The sequence below is a fragment of the Undibacterium sp. GW821-FHT07F11 genome (assembly GCF_059418665.1).
In genome coordinates this window covers 599,713-618,852 of sequence record NZ_JBWKQH010000001.1, presented here as the reverse complement: position 1 = coordinate 618,852, position 19,140 = coordinate 599,713, and the positions used below count along the sequence as shown (strand labels likewise).

Here is a 19,140-nt window from a genome sequence, read left to right as displayed (position 1 = left end):
GCTACATTTGCTGGAATAAATGCGTGTGATTGCGGCTGACTTCCAGTTTTTCTGTATGACCTTTCAGGCCTATCAACTGGCGGCCGCGGAAATCGCGGGTGACTTCGGCAATCGCAGAGACGCGCACCAGGGTGGAGCGGTGTATGCGCCAGAATTCTTTGGGGTCGAGTTCGTCTTCCAGCTCTTTTAGTGATTTGCGTATCAGGTATTCAGCTTGCTCGGTTTGTACCAGGGTATATTTTTCGTCAGAGCGGAAAAACAAGACTTCCTTGGTACTGACCATGCGCAGGCTGCTGCCTACGCTGGCCTGTATCCAGCGCAGGTATTCGCGCTTCTGGCTCTGGTGCTGCATTAATTGCGTCAGCATTTGTTCAACCTGTCTGGCCTGGTCGTTGGCGGCATTCGCGGGCCCGGATTTTTCTTGCTGACGCTGTTGTAATCTTTCTTGCAGGCGCTGGCAAGTGCCGGCCAGCCTCTCGGCCTCTACCGGTTTCAGCAGATAATCCATGGCACCGCGCTCGAAAGCCTGTATCGCATATTCATCATAAGCAGTCACAAACACCACCAGCGCCTGCTTGGCCAGGATGCTGGCGGCTTCAATGCCATTCTTGCCAGGCATGCGTATGTCGAGAAAGATAATGTCAGGGTGCAGTTCTTCTGCCTGTTCTATAGCCACTATGCCATTGGCAGCTTCAGCAATGATGGACAAGTCTGGCCACACTTGTTGCAAGCGTGTGCGTAGCTGGTCGCGCATCGGGCTTTCATCATCGACTATCATTGCTGTTGCCGCAGTTGCTAATGCTGACATGCTCATACCTGATGTTTGGATTGTGGAATGAATAAGAATAGTATTGTTATTGCTTTGTGTCTACAGGCACAAGTATGCCGACGACTGCACCACCCGCTTGCGGTGCTTCAATCACCAACTGTGCCTTGCCTGAGTACAGCACTTTCAGGCGCTCACGTATATTCGTCAGACCCATGCCATCGTCGGCATGCATGTCAAAGCCCATGCCGTTGTCGCTCACCTCGACCAGCAATTGCCCATCGACTTTTTTTGCCGTGATGCGGATATGCCCGCCTGTGGTCTTGGGTTCCAGGCCATGCTTGATGGAATTTTCCACCAGGGTTTGTATCATCATCGAAGGAAAAGGCAGGAATTCCAGCTCAGATGGCAAGTCTATATCGTAAGTAAGACGTTCCTGCATGCGTGCCTGCATGATGTTCAAATAGGCGCGGCACATCTCCATTTGCTGGCCCAGCTTGCCATTACCCTTGTCGCGCATTTGCGGCATGGCCGAGCGCAGGTATTTGATCAGGTGCTGGTGCACGATGGTGGCTTGTGCAGGATTGGTTTCTATGAGCTGACCTATCAAAGCCAGGGTGTTGAATAAAAAGTGTGGCTCTATCTGCGCCTGCAAGGCTGCCATCTCTGCTTCCAGCAGTCTGCGTTCCAGTGCTTCAACATCGGCGCGGGTTGCTGCCGCAGTGGCGGCGATCTCTGCACTACGCTTGCCGCCCGCCAGGCTCTTGATGATGAAAGAGGCGAACACCAGTGCAGGCATCAGGCCACCCAGTCCCAGGGCACCTCCTACTATCATGGCGACCAGCGAGATGCCCAGTAAAGATGACCAGGGGACTACGGCCAGCCAGTCAAAGAACTTCCACCAGACCACGGTTACCGTATCGGTGATATCCATGATCAGGTCGAGTACCTTGTTATCGTCGCGATGTTTCATACTAACTTTCCATGCGCCGCTTATCGTTCAAAGCGGCTTATTCAGTTTGTGGATTTGTTGCTGTCTTATCTTTGTCAGCAAACAATTTGACGATGATAGCGCCAAACACCAGGCCATTCGCCAGTGATGATAAATGCAATATGCCGCCAGTGATCAACGTCAGCAAAGAAGTCAGCAAGAGTTTTTTCCAGGATGCCTTCAATACCCAGTCAAAAGCTTCGCGGCCTACATATGCCATTGTCTCTGCCAGGTTTTTGACAAAGTCCAGTACTGGGTTATTGTTTGTGCTGTTCATGTTATCGCTCCTGTTAGTTGTTGTTTCAACGGTGACCAAAGTGGTGTTTTCTGTTTTTTCGTTTTTTTCTATTCCAGAATTCATTTTTCTCTCCTGTTTGCTGGATGACTTACTGCATCCATGTAGGCAGAATAGCAGGCACTTTTATCAGGCCACAGTCTCTTGCGACTAACAGTATCTTGCTATGGTCCAACGGTCATTTTGGAGGATAAATGGGGGGCTATATGGCGATGGGACGTGAAGGTAAGTTATGCTTATGGCAAACATTTGCTGTTAAAAAGCAGCTTTATTTGTTCCATGACACCAGTCTGGTAGAGCCGAAAACAAGGATTTTGTTTACTCACCCTTGGCAGATCACAGGCCTATGTCGAGCGATCTTTAGAGATTCGAAATGAAAAGTTTTTTCGTGACTTAAGAAAATTTTGTTCTGTTACGTCTAATTACAACTTTTCAAAACATTATTCTTTCCAATCAATCACTTGCACCGCTAAAATTCCGCGCTTGCTAACAAGCGCCCAATTTTATGGTTTTGTTAATTTCGACCTAGATATTTATAAAATATATTACTAATATATTTCAACCAAATCATAAGCAAATTTAGTCAATGCGATTTGGTAATGCAATGTCCGACGCTAATTAATAGGGAGTGTTCAGGCATTGAGACAGGGAAGCAGCGGCATGCAGATGCATGTCTGCTGCTTCTACATATATGGGGCTGGTAAAAACCTTCTTCAAGTCATTCAGGCGGCGATAGTTTACAAGCTATCGAATGAAAAAGCCTGAAGGGGATGGTATTGCCTGAAGCTCTTAAACAATCAGGGAGACGTTTTACATGTTATATCCAAATAAAATAGCAAGCATGGCGGGAGTATTGGCTCTTAGTTTCACGGGGTTCACGCAATTGGTTCACGCTGCAGATGCGGAAGACCATACGCGCTTGAAGCAAGCACCCATGCCGCATCAAAGGCAGAGTTTGCCGCCAACGGCAGAACAAAAGAAATTCAATTTGCCACCAACGAACGCAGCACGCCTGGATCTGGGCATCGTCAATAAACAAAAAAACCTGATGGCGCCACCACCATCGGATGATTGCAAAAACATGGCAACCCTGGCTGGTTATAGTGGCGACGCACTGGCCACTTACATTGTCAACCTGCCGAGCTATGAATGCCATTACGGCTTGTTTTCGCTGAATGCTACTGATGCAGCGAAAGTGTATTCACCAGCCAATTTCACTGCAGTCATCAATCGCTTTGCACAAGAAGCGGCGAACTACAATGCCACCAATATGGCCTTGGTCAACCTGATCATTTACCTGCGCGCCGGTTACTATCTGGCTGGCGGCAACACGATACCGGCACCATCGGCGAATTATCTGACCAGCATGCGCGGGCCTATCAAACAACTGGTGGATGGCAATCAACTGTTCAAGACCAATACGGTCGGCCCAAGTACGGCAGCTGAAACCTTGAAACTGGTGACCAACCTGCATGATGAAGCCTATTACCTGTCCAGCGTAAAAAACATCGTCACACGTTATACCAATACTGCATCTAACCCGGCAGCCACAGATGCGCTGAAGTCATCCACCGTTGCTGATGCTTACACGGCCGCGCTGACTATTCTCTTCTACGGTCATTCACGTCCGGATGCCTTGGCTATCTTGCGTAACGATATATCCTACGCGACGGCACTGAATAATTTTGTCGTCAATAACAAGGCCGCATTGCTGGGCACCAGCCTCGAATACCAGCTCAGCGATACCGAGAATGAAGCCTTCCGTTTCATGCAGTATGCCAACCTGCAGCCTACGGTCAAGCCTATGGTCAAGTACCAGCTCAGCCATTCGACCATGACAGGTAACGACAGCATGTTGTGGCTGAACGCGGCATCTGCGGTCAAGTACTATGACAATGCCAATTGCGCAGAATACGGTACTTGTAATTACGAGACCACGCTGGCTAATAACATTCTCAAAAACAACTACACTTGCAGCCCCAGTCTGAAAATCCGTGCCCAGGATATGACTACGGCACAGATGCAGGATTCATGCTCCATGCTGGCAACCGAGGAAAATTATTTCCACACCATGTTGCAAAGCAAGCGTCAGCCAGTAGCAGGTGACGGCAATACGGCGCTGGAAGTAGTGGTGTTTGATGACTACACCAACTACAGCAAATATGCATCCATACTATATGGCATTGACACAAACAATGGCGGCATGTATCTCGAAGGTGACCCTGCTGTTGCAGGTAACCAGGCGCGTTTTGTTGCGCATGAAGCGTCCTGGCTGCGTCCGACATTTCAGGTCTGGAATTTGCAACATGAATATGTCCATTATCTCGATGGCCGTTTCGACATGAAAGGTGACTTCGGTGCTGGTACTGCCAAGCCTACAGTCTGGTGGATAGAAGGCATAGCCGAATACCTGTCATTGAAAAACAATAACCAGAAAGCCATAGACGCAACCAGAACAGGCACTAACTATAAGCTCAGCCAGATTTTTGGCAATACTTATTCCATGTCTGATTATGTGACACGTGCCTATAACTGGGGCTACATGGCAACCCGCTTCATGATGGAAAAACACCGCAGTGATGTTGATGCTGTCATCGCCAAGTTCCGTGTCGGTGATTACGATGGTTACCAAACCTATATGAACAATATAGGTACACGTTACGACAATGAGTTCAGCACATGGATGACTACAGTCACTACTGCTGGCGAACCACCATTGCCAGTCGATAACAGCCTGCCAGATTGCCCGGCCGGTAGCTATCTCGCTAAAAACTGCGTGAAGCGTAATTTTGCTTCCAGCACGCAAGCCTACACCTACATCATGGTTCCTGCTGGCGCGAAAAACCTGAAGCTGACTACCAGCGGCGGTACCGGTGACGTGGATTTATATGTCTCTGTGGATAAATATCCAAGCACGGGTATCTACGACTACGGTTCAGTCAAGAGCGGCAATGATGAAAGCGTCACCATCGCCAATCCAGTTGCCAATCGCTGGTACTACATCATGCTCAACGCCAGACAGAGTTTCTCTGGTGTGAGTGTGTCTGCAACTTACGACTGATAGCGGCAAACTGAAATCTCGCAAACAAGGCTTACACAAAACGGAAAGCCACCTATAAAAAGCAAATGAGTGTTGGGACAGACATCTTGGATGTCTGTCCCTTTTTTGTTTTTACCAGAAGGCACACCAAGCAGTGCGGTCAACATCCTGTTTTTTTGCTATCCTTTATGCATCCCTGAGTTCGATCAGGAAAACGGAATAAACAAGTCACAGGAGATCAAGATGCATAAAAGTCGATTGGCATGTTTTGTGATTGATTGTCAGGTGGATGATATCGACCCGGGAGCCAATTTCTGGGCTGGGGCCTTAGGTTACGCAGCAGGGGATGCGGACGACAAATACGTCGTTCTTGATGCCACTCCCACTGGCCCGAAAATGTTGTTGCAAAAGGTGGAGCACCCCAGCCGCATACATCTCGACATAGAAACCGACAACAAGGAAGCAGAAGTACAGCGCCTGGAAAAACTCGGTGCCAAAGTCGTCAAGATCATGGAGCGCTGGATCGTCATGGAAGCACCAACCGGGCACAGGTTTTGCGTCGTCAATCCGCAGCGTCCGGATTTCCATACAGCCAGCGATGTCAATGTCTGGGAGTAATGCCGGTGACGGTATTGTCATTCAATTCTAAAAAACAAGGATAAACATGGGTGTTGCTCAGGCAGGACTGGTTTTCAGGCGTACAACTGCTGCCAATGATTTACCGTCATTGATAGCCGCTTTGTGCAAGTCAAATGCGCTGCTGATACCACATCCAAACTTCAGGGATTTTGACATACGACGCCATGATGACATCATGGTCCAGAATTTTGGAGATGTATGTTTTATCAGTAACAACGACCTGGTCTGGGACTATCTGGAAGATCAGGAAAAAGATGTTACTGAACTGTATAAAATCCTGGGCTCGCCGGATGAAATACTGATCTTCTGTCACTATGAATCGGGTGGCAGTTTTGGCTATGCATTGATAGAGCAGGGACAGAGAACGCGGTCGCGCTTGCAAACAACCGGGGTACCGCAACTGCCACCCCTGATGGAGAGGGGTACTCCCAAGGATTTTGAGAACCTGTGGTTATCAGCCAAATACTATCTGGAAGAAGATGATGAGGTTCCGCCGGAAGAACGTCACAAAGTCTATTATCAGGGTGACAGGGAAATCGAAATCTATGAATACGGCCTCACGTCGCGCATGCTTTATGAAGCCTTGCAAAAGTACTTTTCAGTTTGTCCTTGGGAGACGGATCTTGAACCGGAATACCATTTTTTCAAACTCACAAAAGAAGAAAAAAAGTGGTGGAAATTCTGGTGAGATGAATTCAAATACCGCCACTTCACAAACTATCTAATGTTGCGGCCAGATCTCGGCTATGCGTAGTAAATTGGTAGAACCTGGTTGACCAAATGGCACGCCAGCAGTAATCGCGATTTGCTCACCGACTTGTGCCAGGCCTTCTTGCCAGGCCGTGCGGCATGCGGTGGCGACCAGTATGTCTTCGTTGGGTACAACATCGCTGACGCTGGAATGCACCCCCCAAACCAGCGCCAGACGACGTGCTGTTGCCAGTTTGGGTGTGATGCTGAGTATCGGCGCCATTGGCCTTTCACGTGCGGCACGCAGGCTGGTATGGCCGGAGGTGGTATAAGTGACAGTAGCAACTGCACCCACTATCTGCGTAACTTCGCGCAGTGCAGCGCAGATGGCATCGCCCTTGTTATTTTGCGGTGTTTCATGCTGGGCGGCGATCATGTTTTTATACAAGGGGTCACGCTCGACTTCCGAGATGATGCGGTCCATGATCTCAACCGCTGCGACCGGGTGGGCACCACTGGCCGATTCTGCCGACAGCATGACTGCATCTGCCCCATCATAAATCGCGCTGGCGACATCAGATGCTTCGGCGCGGGTGGGCACGGGTGCGGCTATCATGGACTCCAGCATCTGGGTAGCGATGACTATGGGTTTGCCATGGCTGCGGCAGACGCGCAGTATGCGTTTTTGTACACCGGGTACGCGTTCTGGCGGCAACTCCACCCCCAGGTCACCACGTGCCACCATGATGGCATCTGACACCGCGACGATTTCTTCCAGCCTGTCTAGCGCCGCCGGTTTTTCCAGCTTGGACAATACCCCCGCACGTCCTGCGACCAGGGCTTTGGCTTCTGCCACATCTTCTGGCCTTTGCACAAAGGACAGGGCTATCCAGTCTGCGCCCATATTGAGTGCAAATTCCAGATCGCGTTTATCTTTTTCAGTCAGTGCCGGTATAGGCAAGACCGCATCGGGCACATTCACCCCCTTGCGATCAGACAGTGCGCCGCCATTGATGACGCGGGTGCGTATCATGCTTGCATCACTGTCCATGACTTGCAGGCGCAGCTTGCCATCGTCAAGTAATAATGATTGCCCTGCAGTGATGACGGCGAACAATTCAGGATGTGGCAGGCAAACCCGGTTTGCATCACCTGGTGTGCTATCGCTGTCGAGTATGAATTCCTGTCCGGCTGTCAGGATCACTCTGCCAGCACTGAATTGCCCTACCCTCAGTTTTGGCCCTTGCAGATCCGCCAGGATGGCGATGGGGCGGCCCAGTTCTGCCTCGATCTCACGCACGATATTGCAACGCAGTTGATGGTCGGCATGGCTGCCGTGGCTGAAGTTGAAGCGGAATACATCAGCACCGGCTTCAAACAATGCCTTGATCATTTCCCTGCTGCTGCTGGCAGGACCCAGGGTGGCGAGAATTTTGGCTTTACGGCTGCGGTTCATGGCTTGCTTTCATTTGTTAAAGACGACAGCCGTCCTGGTGCGCTGCACCCTGTACTTGCTGTCATTGAATGTTTAAGTGCGGCCTACAGTATGAGGATGGCGCGGAAGTCGTTGACGTTGGTACGCGTGGGACCACTGACGACGAGGTCATCGAGTGCGCTGAAAAAACCATAGCCGTCATTGTTTTCCAGCAGGCTGCGGGCGCGCATCTGCTTCGTTGCAGCGCGGGCGATGGAATCCGGCGCATACAGTGCCCCGGCATTGTCTTCCGAACCATCTATGCCGTCAGTATCACAGGCGATGGCGTGGATATCTGCGTGGCCGTCGAGTGCTACTGCCAGGCTCAGCAAAAATTCTGCATTGCGGCCACCACGTCCCTTACCACGTACGGTGACGGTGGTTTCACCGCCTGAAATAAGCACGCAAGGCTTCTGGAAAGGCTGGCCATGTCTGGCAACCTGCTTTGCAAGGGCAGCATGTACCAGGGCAACATCGCGTGCCTCACCTTCTATGCCGTCCGACAGGATATAGGGTGTGATACCTGCTGCACGTGCCGTGGCTGCTGCGGCTTCGAGTGCTTCCTGTGCAGTGGCGATGACATGGTGGCTATGGCCTTCAAAACGGACATCATCCGGTTTGGGTGTTTCGCCCTTACCACTTTCCAGATGCTGCAAAATCTCCGCAGGAATGGCGATGTCGTATTTGCGCAAGATTGCCAAAGCTTCTGCACAAGTGGTGGCATCGGGCAGGGTGGGGCCGCTGGCGATGATGCCGGGTTCGTCACCGGGCACGTCGGATATCAGCAAAGTCACTACCCGTGCTGGCGCGCAAGCCAGTGCCAGGCGGCCACCCTTGATGGCCGACAAATGCTTGCGCACGCAATTCATTTCTGAAATTGCCGCCCCGCTTTTCAGCAAAGCCTTGTTGATGGCCTGTTTCTGTTCCAGGCTGATGCCATCTGCAGGCAGGGCCAGCAAGGCTGAGCCGCCGCCAGAGATCAAACAGAGTACAAGGTCATCCTTGCTCAGGCCTTGCACCATATTCAAAATACGCGCGGCAGCCTGCTTGCCTGCTTCATCGGGTACAGGGTGGGCGGCTTCCACCACTTCTATCTTGCGGCAGTCTGCACCATGGCCGTAGCGCGTTACTACCAGCCCAGAGAGTTCACCCTGCCAATGATCTTCCACCACCTTGGCCATGGCAGCCGCGCCTTTACCGGCACCAATGACCAGGGTGCGGCCTTTTGCTGGTGGTGTGGGCAGGAAAGCAGGCAGGCATTTCTCTGCGCTGACGGCGGCGACGGCGCTGGTGTAGAGGTCGAGCAAGAACTGGCGTGGAGCTAGGGTGGTCATTTGGGGCTTTCTTGAAACGGGTGATGCCAAGTAACTTCGTAGGTTGGGTCCGGCCTCGTAGGTTGGGCTATGGTTTACCAGCCCAACACTGGGCCTTTGATCAACTCATGCGTCATTGAGATGCCGAGTGTTGGGCTGATGAAGCGTAGCCCAACCTACGAGTAAATTCATTTACGTGAACTATTGAATACTGATTTCAAATCAAGTATGCCTTCAAACAGCTCATCGCCAGGTGAATTTTTTTCGTGCATTCACTGTTGAGGGCTAACAACGATCAAGCCTTGGCAATCTCATGATTAGACATGATCTCTATCGCACGGCACAGAGCCGAGTGATCGAGGCCACGCATGCCGTTGGCGGAACAGGCATTCATCAATTCCTGCGCTGTTGCGGTATTTGGCAAAGATACACCCAAAGCTTTTGCCCCTTGCAGAGCCAGGTTCAAGTCTTTTTGATGCAGTTCTATCCTGAAGCCGGGGTTGAAAGTGCGCTTGACCATGCGTTCGCCATGCACTTCGAGTATGCGCGATGCGGCAAAGCCACCCATCAATGCCTGCCTGACCCTGGCTGGATCAGCACCGGCCTTGGATGCAAACAGCAGGGCTTCAGCCACGGCCTGTATGTTCAGGGCAACGATGATCTGGTTGGCAACCTTGGTGGTCTGGCCATCACCATTGCCACCAACCAGGGTGATGTTCTTGCCCATCAATTCGAACAGGGGTTTGACCTTGTCAAAGGCAGCTTCAGAACCACCGACCATGATGGTCAGGCTGGCAGCCTTGGCACCGACTTCGCCACCGGACACTGGAGCATCCAGGTAATCGCATTTCAGGGCATTGATTTTTTTTGCAAAATCCTTGGTGGCAATCGGCGAGATGGAACTCATATCGACCACGATCTTGCCAGCTTCGAGGCCAGCAGCAACACCGCTCTCGCCAAACAGCGCCGCTTCTACATGCGGTGTATCCGGCACCATGATGATGATGATGTCAGCACGCTTGGCGACTTCTTCGCCCGAAGTACACACCGTGGCACCGCGTTCTATCAATTCAAACGGCGGGTTCTTGATGTCGTGCAAATACAGCTTATGCCCACCCGCCTGCAAATGCCCGGCCATAGGTGCGCCCATGATACCCAAACCTATAAATCCAATTTTAGCCATGATAGTTCCTGATAATGTTGTAGTTGTTTGTTTAAGACATCTCAAAGACCGTGCGATTTAATCCAGCCGAGCCCAGCCACAGTACCGTTCTGCGGTTTGTATTCGCAACCTACCCAGCCTTGATAACCCATGTCGTCCAGTGCAGCGAAGACAGTGTGGTAATTGATTTCGCCTGTGCCAGGTTCAAAGCGCCCTGGGTTGTCGGCCAGTTGTATATGTTTGATTTTGCCCAGATGATTCTTGATGGTATTGATCAACTCACCTTCCATGCGTTGCATGTGATAGATGTCGTATTGCACAAAGATATTGTCTGAACCGGTGGCGTGTATCAAATCCAGTGCCTGCTGCGTACCGGATAAAAAGAAACCAGGTATGTCGAAGGTATTGATGGCTTCGATGAGCAGGCTGATATTCGCGGCTTTCAGTTTGTCAGCGGCGTAGCGCAGATTACCAACCAGGGTTTGCTCTGCTTCTTCTTTACTGACATTTGCCGGACGTATGCCGACCAGGCAATTCAGTTGCGTGACATTCAAGGCTTTTGCATAAGCGATGGCGATATCCACACCCTGACGGAATTCATCGACACGGTCAGGGTGGCAGGCGATACCGCGTTCACCTGCTTCCCAGTTACCTGCGGGCAGGTTGTGCAATACCAGTTGCAGATTATTTTCCTGAAGTTTTTCTGCGATCTGTTTTACTTCAAAAGCATAGGGAAACAAAAATTCCACAGCCTTGAAACCTGCCTGCGCGGCGGCGGCAAAGCGGTCGAGGAATGCATGTTCGGTAAATAACATGCTGAGATTGGCGGCCAGTCTGGTCATCGCATATCCTTGTAGATGAGTGACCGTAAGCCTCCCGCAGCCAGGCCACGGGAGTCTACGGGGCATCAGGCGGGGAGGCCTGGTACCTGAAAGGTTTGTATCTGTTTTAATTAATCGAGCAGGGCGATGGCAGTGGGTGCATGACCATCTTCCGTCGCCAGCTCTTCAAATTCATTGATATTGCTGATCTCGGTGCCCATGGCGATATTGGTCACGCGTTCCAGTATGATTTCAACGACCACAGGCACGCGGAACTCTTGCATCCAGCGCTGGGCCTGGGCAAAGGCATCCGCAATGGCACTGGGTTCGGTCACACGTATGGCCTTGCAACCAAGGCCTTCGACCACGGCGATGTGATCTACCCCGTAACCATTCAGTTCTGGTGCATTGATGTTTTCAAAAGCCAGTTGCACGCAATAATCCATGTCAAAGCCGCGCTGCGACTGGCGTATCAAACCCAGGTAGGAATTGTTGACGACCACATGCAGGTAAGGCAGTTTGAATTGCGCGCCGACGGCCAGTTCTTCTATCATGAACTGGAAGTCATAATCGCCGGAGATGGCGACAACTTGCCTCTGCGGATCCGCAGCGCAGACACCGAGTGCTGCCGGTATGGTCCAGCCCAGCGGGCCAGCCTGGCCGCAATTGATCCAGTGACGTGGGTAATACACATGCAGGAATTGCGCAGCCGCGATTTGTGATAAACCGATAGTGCTGACGTAGCAGGTTTCACGGCCAAGGGCCTTGTTCATTTCTTCATAGACGCGCTGCGGCTTCACCGGCACATTGTCAAAATGCGTGCGGCGTAACATAGTGCGTTTGCGCTCCTGACACTCTGCTACCCAGGCAGAACGGTCTTTGAGCTTGCCTGCGGCTTTCCATTCTCTGGCGACATCGATCAATAGTTTTAAAGCTGCACCTGCATCAGAGACGATGCCAAAGTCCGGGCCAAAGACGCGACCGATTTGCGTGGGTTCTATATCGATGTGGACAAATTTCCTGTCCTTGGTAAACACATCAATGGAGCCGGTATGCCGGTTGGCCCAGCGATTACCTATGCCCATTGCAAAGTCAGATGCCAGCATGGTGGCATTGCCATAGCGATGGCTGGTTTGCAAACCGACCATGCCCACCATCAAAGGGTGATCATCAGCTATCGCACCCCAGGCCATCAGGGTAGGTATGACAGGCACGCCAGTCAGTTCGGCAAATTCCACCAGCAAATTTGCAGCATTGGCATTGATGATGCCGCCACCAGCGGTAATCAAAGGACGCTCAGCCTGGTTCAACATGTCCAGGGCTTTTTCTATCTGGGCACGGCTGGCCTTGGGTTTATACACTTCCAGCGGTTGATAGGTATCCGGGTCAAATTCTATCTCGGCCATTTGCACATCGAATGGCAAATCAATCAGCACCGGGCCTGGGCGGCCAGAACGCATGATGTGAAAAGCTTGCTGGAACACCATGGGCACGAGCGCCGGTTCGCGTACAGTCACCGCCCACTTGGTGACAGGCTTGGCGATGGATTCGATATCGACAGCCTGGAAGTCTTCCTTGTACAGACGCGCCCTTGGTGCCTGGCCAGTAATGCAGAGTATGGGTATGGAATCTGCCTGGGCAGAATACAGACCGGTAATCATGTCCGTACCCGCCGGGCCGGATGTGCCTATGCAGACGCCGATATTGCCAGCCTGGGCGCGGGTATAGCCTTCTGCCATGTGAGAGGCACCCTCAACATGACGCGCCAGTATGTGCTTGATGGTGCCCTGCTTCTTTAACGCAGCATAAAACGGGTTGATCGCAGCACCCGGCACCCCAAATGCCTGATGCACGCCTTCTTTTTCCAACACATAAGCCGCCGCTTGCGCAGCCGTCATCTTTGCCATTTCGTTCTCCAGTTTTGCTATTAGTCGTGTGTATGCAGCTGTTGAAACACATGCTAAAGGCAAAACCCCAGCGTGATAAGACGACAAATTCTCGCTTTATTCGATACTTCAAGTATGGAATAATAAAACCATCTCAAGATTTTTCTGTGCCCCTTTGTGCCTCAGTGGTGTAGCAAGGAATTCGAGTGGCATGCCACTCGCTTGCGAAACGAAGACTTCTTGCAAGAAGTCTTTTCCTCCTCTGTGGTGAGAGGTCTTCATGCCAAATTCACATGGATAAACCATGGACAAACTCACCCAAATCGAAGCCTTCGTTGATGTCGTTGAAAAAGGCAGTCTGGCCCGCGCCGCCCTGGGCCAGAACATCACCCCGGTCATGCTGGGCCGCCGCATCGATGCACTGGAAAAACGCCTGGGCGTCAAACTTATGCACCGCAGCACCCGCCATCTGACGCTGACAGAGCAGGGTACGGTCTATCTCGATCATTGCCGCAAATTGCTGGCTGACCTGGGTTATGCCGATCAACTGGTATCCGAGGGACGGCACAAGGCTACCGGCCATCTTATCGTCTCAGCACCTGCCGCTTTCGGGCGCAAGCACGTGGCACCGCATGCGCCGCAATTCGTCAAGGCCAATCCAGCCGTGCAGATTTCCTTCAACCTGACTGACAGGGTAGTCGATCTGATACGTGAAGGTTATGACCTGGGCATACGCATAGGCGGCAATATTGATCCAAATTTTGTTGCCGTAAAACTGGCCAGCAACCGCCGTGTGGTCTGTGGCACGCCAGCCTATTTTGAGCGGCATGGCATACCGCGCACACTGGAAGACCTGGCGCAGCACAATTGCCTTGCCTTCAACTTGCAGGGCGGACAACAGCGCGGCTGGTATTTCCAGCAAAACGGCAAACCTGTGACCATCAAGGTCGCTGGCAATCTGGATTGCAATGATGGTGAATTACTACACCGCTGGGCTTGCGAAGACCTGGGCCTGGCCTGGCGTTCTTCGTGGGAAATACAGGCGCAATTGATTTCTGGTGAATTGATTACCGTGCTCGATGATTATGCCTTGCCACAATACGACATCGTCGCTGTGTATCCGCAGCAACGGCATTTGCCTGTGAAGACGCGTTTTTTTATTGATGCTTTGAAAGCAATCTACGCGCAGCCAGATTATTGGTTAAAGAGTTAATGAAAACCATACACATATTCAAATTCAAATAGCATCTATAGATATTCCTCAGCTTGGACTTTGAAAAAATTAGGATATCGTCCTTTCACAAATTCTAATTATGTTCAATTGGTATATCCAAAATTGAGGAGACAAACGTGTTAACTTCCGAGCAAATTCCGGCTGCACAAGATAGCAACAGGCCCGTTAGCCACAGCCCTGCGCAGCTTTCCTTTCTCGACAAATTTTTCAAGCTAAGAGAAAACGGTACCGATGTACGTACAGAATTACTGGCGGGTCTGACTACCTTCCTGACCATGGCTTATATCATTTTCGTCAACCCGTCGATATTGGGTGACGCAGGCATGCCCAAGGACGCAGTCTTTGTCGCCACCTGTCTCGCCGCCGCAATCGGTACCATGATCATGGGCCTGTATGCCAACTATCCCATGGCGCTGGCACCGGGCATGGGCCTGAACGCCTACTTTACTTATGCCGTCGTCAAGGGCATGGGCATACCATGGGAAGCGGCGCTGGGTGCTGTCTTCATCTCCGGCTGCCTGTTTGTCGCAGTCAGCGTCTTCAAATTGCGTGAGATGATCGTCAATGGCATACCGCGTTCCATACGTACCGCCATCACGGTGGGTATAGGCTTGTTCCTGGGTCTGATCGCACTGAAAAATTCCGGCATTGTGGTTGCCAATCCTGCCACCATGGTGGGTATTGGTGACTTGCACAAGCCACAGCCCATTTTGGCCATACTGGGTTTCTTCCTCATCGTGGCGCTGGACCGCTACCGTATCAAAGGCTCAATCCTGATCGGCATCCTGAGTGTGACGGTATTGAGTTTCTTCTTTGCCGGTAATACTTTCAACGGTGTTGTTTCCATGCCGCCTTCCCTCGATCCTACCCTGTTCAAGCTGGATATCATGGGAGCACTTTCCGTTGGTATCCTGAATGTCGTACTGGTATTTTTTCTGGTGGAATTGTTTGATGCAACAGGTACCTTGATGGGCGTTGCCAGCCGTGCCGGTTTGCTGGTCAACGGCAAAATGGAAAGACTGAACAAGGCACTGCTGGCTGACAGTACGGCCATCGTCGCAGGCTCTTTTTTGGGCACTTCCAGTACTACTGCTTACATAGAAAGCGCGGCCGGTGTGGAAGCCGGAGGCCGTACAGGTTTGACAGCCGTGGCTGTTGGCCTGCTGTTTCTGGCCTGTTTGTTTATTGCGCCGCTGGCCAGCGTAGTTCCATTCTGTGCTACGGCTCCAGCCCTGTTCTATGTGTCTTGCCTGATGTTGCGTGAACTGGTTGAAATCGACTGGACAGACACCACAGAAAGCGTACCTGCCGCCATCACCGCTTTGTTGATGCCTTTTACTTATTCGATTGCAACCGGTGTAGCATTTGGCTTTATTGCATTTGCTGTCCTGAAATTGTTGAGTGGACGTGCCAAAGAAGTCAAGATCATTGTTTGGGCGATAGCTGCAATATTCCTGTTCAAATTCGTTTATCTCGGTGCAGGTTGAAGCAAGTATAAAACGCAGCTACAACTGAAGACAGCGCAGGAAACTGCGCTGTCTTTTTTTGCGATATTTTCGATGAAATACAGAACCATATAATATTTGCTGCATACTCCATCATATTGTAGCGAGAGGATCAGGAATGGAGTAAACATGGTAGTCGTAAGACGTGCGGGTGAGGCAGATAACCTGCAGATACGCAAGCTGGTACAGGCATCACTTGCAGATTTCAATCTGGTGGTTGAGTTTGATGGTCTTGATGCCGCCATAGGTTCAGCGGGTTTGCCTGTCAGTAAAAATCTCATCGAACTGGTTGCCGAATTTGATCAGCAGGTTTGCGGCTGCATCGCGTTGGAAGCCATAGCAATGGTAAATGCGCAAGAAGCAAAAGTGTTTGGTTTTCATGTCGATCGCCGTTATCGTGGCAAAGGCATAGGGCGCAGCTTGTTGACAGCATTGATGTCGGAAGCGAAACAAAGGGGTTTGAAAACCCTGTATCTCGACACCTGGGACAGTATGCACAGCGCCATCCGTCTTTACGAGTCCCTTGGCTGGATGCCAGCCCCTGACCCTGCGCCTGAATCAGGGGCAAACCGATCCTATGTTTTTACTATCAGTTGAGTTAGCATGAGCAGATTATGCGATGAGGTGAAACATGAGCGATGCACAGGCCGAATATGGCAAACTGATCAATAAACTGACGACAACAGCCTTGGCAGAACCTGGCCAGATGTTTGGCAAGGCCTGTCTCAAAATCAATGGCAAAGCTTTTGTCGCATTGCATAAAGAGACGGTGGTATTCAAATTGACAGGGGATGCTCATGCGAAGGCGATTGCACTGAAGGATGCGGTTTTGTGGGACCCATCAGGCAAAGGTCGCCCCATGAAAGAATGGGTGGTACTGAATACAACGCATGGCAAGAAATTCCCTGCGCTCGCACAAGCCGCGCTTGAGTATGTGCAGTCCCTGGCCTGAAGTGACAATGAAAAAATCTCTAACTCCATTTTTGTTACTTGCCGCTGGTCTGCTCTGTGATAATGGGTATGCCAGTGAGACGCGTTGGGTTCATGGCTCCTGGGTCAATGTCCGCGCCAGACCTGAAGCCAATGCAGAAGTGCTGACGCATCTGGTGGCAAATACCCAGGTGCAAATGGATGCCGCTACATCCACTGCCAAATTCTGTGCCATTGCCTGGGGCGAAGGGCAGCAGGGTTTTATTGCCTGTAATTTATTGGGTGACAAGGCTTTGCGATTGGAAGACTTTGTCGATAGCTATGACCGCACCAGTGAAAGCACGAATTATTTCCCGACGCGCGCTTTCTGGATGGCCCCCAGCTTCAGGCGTTTGCAAGATGCCGGTTCCTACTTCCAGGAAACCATGCTCAGTCCACAGCAAAAAGCACTGGAAACTGTAGACAGCAAATTTGTCTGGGAAAAACGGCCAGTGCTCAAGCGTTTCCCCATACCTGAATTTGAAGCGATGAAGCAGCACATGATGGCCGGTGTCATCGAACCAGCTTCACCCCATTTCAAACCACCGGCTCCTTGGGAAGAGTTATTGAAGCTGGCCAAGTCAGAAGAAATACCGGGAAAAAAGACAGCAGATGCCACTGTCCGTTTGCATTCGTCCCTGTTTTATACTGGCGTGCTGGTCATGTTACGACAACTGACTTTACCTGCAGCGGTACCCTCATATTTCAAATCACTGGATGAACTGGGCAGGCCTTCTGCCAATCCCGAAGAAATATCCAGGCAATACCAGATACCGTATGCGATCAAGCCTGTCAGCGGTCCTTATTGGGATAACTATGAGCCTTCAGGCATCAATGTGATAGGTTGGTGGGACCTGGGTAAGGTCGATGTATTCCTGCAAAAGCCTGTTGTCAAAAACATGTTGATGTTGAATGGCCGCATCAAATCGGCAAGCTCGGATTTGAAATACAGTTTGGGAGTGGATAGTTGCAAACAGGGTTTTCGTTTCATAGGATCTGAAGATCAACCTGAACCTGTAAAGAGCCTGGCGCAAAGAAGACTGGAAAGTTTGCAAGCCAAGGCCAAAGATGAAGCGATCCTGTATTTTTATACCCGCAGCGAACTGGCAACCTTGCATGGTCCTGCGAAAGTGACGACGCAAGCGCCATTCAAACTGCAATACGATAGTAAAGCGAAATCGAATACCTTCGAGCATTTTTCTCAGGCGAGCATCACCAGCATAGATATTGACCGTGATGGTGTCGCTGATTTTGTCATCGCTGAAGCCTGGCATCGTGGGGTCATGCTGGAAAGTGCCGTCCATCAACCTGCCTACAGAGTGATATTTGTCAATGCAGGCGGGCGCTGGTATTTGTTTGATATTGATCAGTACTTCATGTGTGGATGTTAAAACCGGTGTTGTAGCAGTCCCTCTGCCAGAAAATCAAATACCGTCCTTATGCGTTTGCTGGATTTGAGTTCGCGGTGCGTGGTCAGCCATATTGGCAGGGATGGCAGTTCCTGTTCGACCAGTACTTGCTCCAGATCCGTATGTCGTTCTGCCAGCCAGCGCATGGCAACCCCTATGCCCAGACCTTGCTTTAGTGCTTGCCAGTTGACCAGATGGTTATCGCAACGAAAATCAAAGAAACTGCGGTCTATTGGTATGCCTGCTGCACGGAAGCCGCTGATAAACTGGTCAGACTGATCCAGACCCAGCCAGCGAAATTTTTTCATCAGCGCCAGTGGGGTATTCTGACCAGACGTCAGCAAGCTGGGCAGGCCCGCCAGATAATCTCTACGTCCATAAAAACCTATCGGCCAATCCGTCAGATGCCGGGTAATCAGAGCTGACTGCGCTGGCCTGACCATGCGTATGGCGATGTCGGCCTCACGTTCCAGCAGGTTACTGATCTGATTGCTCGCCACCAGTTCTATCTGGATTTCCGGATGCTGTTGCGCCAACTGGTGCAGTAAGGCTGGCAAGACAAAGCCTGACACCATTTCACTGGCCGTAATCCTGACCGTACCTTGCATATCGTGATTTTGCGTTGCGGCGGCCATGCCCAGTGATCGTGCTGCTGCCATCATATGGCGTGCAGGTTCGACCAGGTTTTCACCTGTGGGTGTCAGCTTCAAGCCACGTGCCACCCTTTCAAACAAGGCGGCACCTATACTGCTTTCCAGCTCGGCGATCTGGCGCGACAATGTGGGCTGGCTCAAGCCCAACACCTCTGCTGCCCGTGTCAGCGAGCCCTGTTCGACCACAGCGACAAAACTGCGTATCAGGTTCCAGTCAGTCTGGGTTGGATCGAATGCAGGCTTGGACATGTTTATTCCAGTTTTTAAAATAGGCAAGTTTGCATACGATCCAT

The 19,140-nt window shown here is 51.2% G+C and carries 17 protein-coding genes; 8 read left to right on the top strand and 9 right to left on the bottom strand.

Annotated elements, in window-relative coordinates:
- Position 1: 1 nt before the first annotated feature.
- The 3 genes from AC07OI_RS02610 to AC07OI_RS02600 are packed head-to-tail and all read right to left on the bottom strand — an operon-like array spanning position 2 to position 2,034.
- Entirely contained in the window at positions 2 to 808 is an 807-nt protein-coding gene (locus AC07OI_RS02610; protein WP_495256197.1) for a LytR/AlgR family response regulator transcription factor, read from the bottom strand.
- A 46-nt stretch (positions 809 to 854) separates the two neighbouring features.
- Entirely contained in the window at positions 855 to 1,739 is an 885-nt protein-coding gene (locus AC07OI_RS02605; protein WP_492704131.1) for a sensor histidine kinase, read from the bottom strand.
- Positions 1,740 to 1,776: 37 nt separating this feature from the next.
- Positions 1,777 to 2,034: a hypothetical protein gene (locus tag AC07OI_RS02600; protein ID WP_495256196.1), complete on the bottom strand. Its 258-nt coding sequence runs from the start codon at positions 2,032 to 2,034 to the stop codon at positions 1,777 to 1,779.
- A gap of 832 nt (positions 2,035 to 2,866) precedes the next feature.
- Here AC07OI_RS02600 and AC07OI_RS02595 point away from each other — a divergent pair.
- The 3 genes from AC07OI_RS02595 (at position 2,867) to AC07OI_RS02585 (ending at position 6,419) form a co-directional block, all read left to right on the top strand.
- A complete protein-coding gene (locus tag AC07OI_RS02595; RefSeq protein ID WP_495256195.1) occupies positions 2,867 to 5,113 on the top strand; it encodes a M9 family metallopeptidase in 2,247 nt (748 codons plus the stop codon).
- Positions 5,114 to 5,335: 222 nt separating this feature from the next.
- Positions 5,336 to 5,710, top strand: coding sequence for a VOC family protein (locus tag AC07OI_RS02590; RefSeq protein WP_492704126.1), 375 nt, complete (start codon positions 5,336 to 5,338; stop codon positions 5,708 to 5,710).
- A 46-nt stretch (positions 5,711 to 5,756) separates the two neighbouring features.
- The gene (locus AC07OI_RS02585) at positions 5,757 to 6,419 is read left to right on the top strand and encodes a hypothetical protein (protein WP_495256194.1); all 663 of its coding nucleotides are present in this window, start codon (positions 5,757 to 5,759) and stop codon (positions 6,417 to 6,419) included.
- 33 nt (positions 6,420 to 6,452) lie between these two features.
- Here the strand turns inward: AC07OI_RS02585 and pyk are convergent, their stop codons facing one another.
- From pyk to gcl, 5 genes are all read right to left on the bottom strand, one after another.
- Complete coding sequence (gene pyk / locus AC07OI_RS02580) at positions 6,453 to 7,877, bottom strand: pyruvate kinase (protein WP_495256193.1); 1,425 nt, start codon at positions 7,875 to 7,877, stop codon at positions 6,453 to 6,455.
- A gap of 83 nt (positions 7,878 to 7,960) precedes the next feature.
- Positions 7,961 to 9,229: a glycerate kinase type-2 family protein gene (locus AC07OI_RS02575; RefSeq protein ID WP_495256192.1), complete on the bottom strand. Its 1,269-nt coding sequence runs from the start codon at positions 9,227 to 9,229 to the stop codon at positions 7,961 to 7,963.
- 274 nt (positions 9,230 to 9,503) lie between these two features.
- Positions 9,504 to 10,391, bottom strand: a complete 888-nt coding sequence (gene glxR, locus AC07OI_RS02570; protein WP_495256191.1) for a 2-hydroxy-3-oxopropionate reductase — start codon at positions 10,389 to 10,391, stop codon at positions 9,504 to 9,506.
- Positions 10,392 to 10,432: 41 nt separating this feature from the next.
- Positions 10,433 to 11,212 (bottom strand): hydroxypyruvate isomerase, encoded by a 780-nt coding sequence (gene hyi / locus AC07OI_RS02565; protein ID WP_495256190.1) that lies wholly within the window; start codon positions 11,210 to 11,212, stop codon positions 10,433 to 10,435.
- Between the two features lie 110 nt (positions 11,213 to 11,322).
- Positions 11,323 to 13,098, bottom strand: coding sequence for a glyoxylate carboligase (gene gcl, locus AC07OI_RS02560; protein ID WP_492704120.1), 1,776 nt, complete (start codon positions 13,096 to 13,098; stop codon positions 11,323 to 11,325).
- A 283-nt stretch (positions 13,099 to 13,381) separates the two neighbouring features.
- Here gcl and AC07OI_RS02555 point away from each other — a divergent pair, with 283 nt between their 5' ends.
- From AC07OI_RS02555 to AC07OI_RS02535, 5 genes are all read left to right on the top strand, one after another.
- Entirely contained in the window at positions 13,382 to 14,290 is a 909-nt protein-coding gene (locus AC07OI_RS02555; protein WP_495256189.1) for a LysR family transcriptional regulator, read from the top strand.
- A 269-nt stretch (positions 14,291 to 14,559) separates the two neighbouring features.
- Positions 14,560 to 15,798, top strand: coding sequence for an NCS2 family permease (locus tag AC07OI_RS02550; protein WP_492704157.1), 1,239 nt, complete (start codon positions 14,560 to 14,562; stop codon positions 15,796 to 15,798).
- Between the two features lie 147 nt (positions 15,799 to 15,945).
- Positions 15,946 to 16,413 carry a GNAT family N-acetyltransferase gene (locus AC07OI_RS02545; RefSeq protein ID WP_495256188.1) on the top strand — a complete coding sequence of 156 codons (468 nt, stop codon included), beginning with the start codon at positions 15,946 to 15,948 and terminating at the stop codon, positions 16,411 to 16,413.
- A gap of 34 nt (positions 16,414 to 16,447) precedes the next feature.
- Complete coding sequence (locus AC07OI_RS02540; protein ID WP_492704116.1) at positions 16,448 to 16,768, top strand: hypothetical protein; 321 nt, start codon at positions 16,448 to 16,450, stop codon at positions 16,766 to 16,768.
- Positions 16,769 to 16,775: 7 nt separating this feature from the next.
- Positions 16,776 to 18,176: a hypothetical protein gene (locus AC07OI_RS02535; protein WP_495256187.1), complete on the top strand. Its 1,401-nt coding sequence runs from the start codon at positions 16,776 to 16,778 to the stop codon at positions 18,174 to 18,176.
- Here AC07OI_RS02535 and AC07OI_RS02530 read toward each other — a convergent pair.
- Positions 18,173 to 19,096, bottom strand: a complete 924-nt coding sequence (locus tag AC07OI_RS02530; protein WP_495256186.1) for a LysR family transcriptional regulator — start codon at positions 19,094 to 19,096, stop codon at positions 18,173 to 18,175. The genes AC07OI_RS02535 and AC07OI_RS02530 overlap by 4 nt on opposite strands.
- Positions 19,097 to 19,140: the final 44 nt, after the last annotated feature.

What these genes read in the sequence shown, in the direction of transcription:
- AC07OI_RS02530 (WP_495256186.1), bottom strand. Translation starts at nt 19,096, where the DNA reads ATGTCCAAGCCTGCATTCGATCCAACCCAGACTGACTGGAACCTGATA.
- AC07OI_RS02600 (WP_495256196.1), bottom strand. Translation starts at nt 2,034, where the DNA reads ATGAACAGCACAAACAATAACCCAGTACTGGACTTTGTCAAAAACCTG.
- AC07OI_RS02540 (WP_492704116.1), top strand. Translation starts at nt 16,448, where the DNA reads ATGAGCGATGCACAGGCCGAATATGGCAAACTGATCAATAAACTGACG.
- glxR (WP_495256191.1), bottom strand. Translation starts at nt 10,391, where the DNA reads ATGGCTAAAATTGGATTTATAGGTTTGGGTATCATGGGCGCACCTATG.
- AC07OI_RS02555 (WP_495256189.1), top strand. Translation starts at nt 13,382, where the DNA reads ATGGACAAACTCACCCAAATCGAAGCCTTCGTTGATGTCGTTGAAAAA.
- pyk (WP_495256193.1), bottom strand. Translation starts at nt 7,877, where the DNA reads ATGAACCGCAGCCGTAAAGCCAAAATTCTCGCCACCCTGGGTCCTGCC.
- gcl (WP_492704120.1), bottom strand. Translation starts at nt 13,098, where the DNA reads ATGGCAAAGATGACGGCTGCGCAAGCGGCGGCTTATGTGTTGGAAAAA.
- AC07OI_RS02585 (WP_495256194.1), top strand. Translation starts at nt 5,757, where the DNA reads ATGGGTGTTGCTCAGGCAGGACTGGTTTTCAGGCGTACAACTGCTGCC.
- AC07OI_RS02575 (WP_495256192.1), bottom strand. Translation starts at nt 9,229, where the DNA reads ATGACCACCCTAGCTCCACGCCAGTTCTTGCTCGACCTCTACACCAGC.
- hyi (WP_495256190.1), bottom strand. Translation starts at nt 11,212, where the DNA reads ATGACCAGACTGGCCGCCAATCTCAGCATGTTATTTACCGAACATGCA.
- AC07OI_RS02590 (WP_492704126.1), top strand. Translation starts at nt 5,336, where the DNA reads ATGCATAAAAGTCGATTGGCATGTTTTGTGATTGATTGTCAGGTGGAT.
- AC07OI_RS02545 (WP_495256188.1), top strand. Translation starts at nt 15,946, where the DNA reads ATGGTAGTCGTAAGACGTGCGGGTGAGGCAGATAACCTGCAGATACGC.
- AC07OI_RS02605 (WP_492704131.1), bottom strand. Translation starts at nt 1,739, where the DNA reads ATGAAACATCGCGACGATAACAAGGTACTCGACCTGATCATGGATATC.
- AC07OI_RS02610 (WP_495256197.1), bottom strand. Translation starts at nt 808, where the DNA reads ATGTCAGCATTAGCAACTGCGGCAACAGCAATGATAGTCGATGATGAA.
- AC07OI_RS02535 (WP_495256187.1), top strand. Translation starts at nt 16,776, where the DNA reads ATGAAAAAATCTCTAACTCCATTTTTGTTACTTGCCGCTGGTCTGCTC.
- AC07OI_RS02595 (WP_495256195.1), top strand. Translation starts at nt 2,867, where the DNA reads ATGTTATATCCAAATAAAATAGCAAGCATGGCGGGAGTATTGGCTCTT.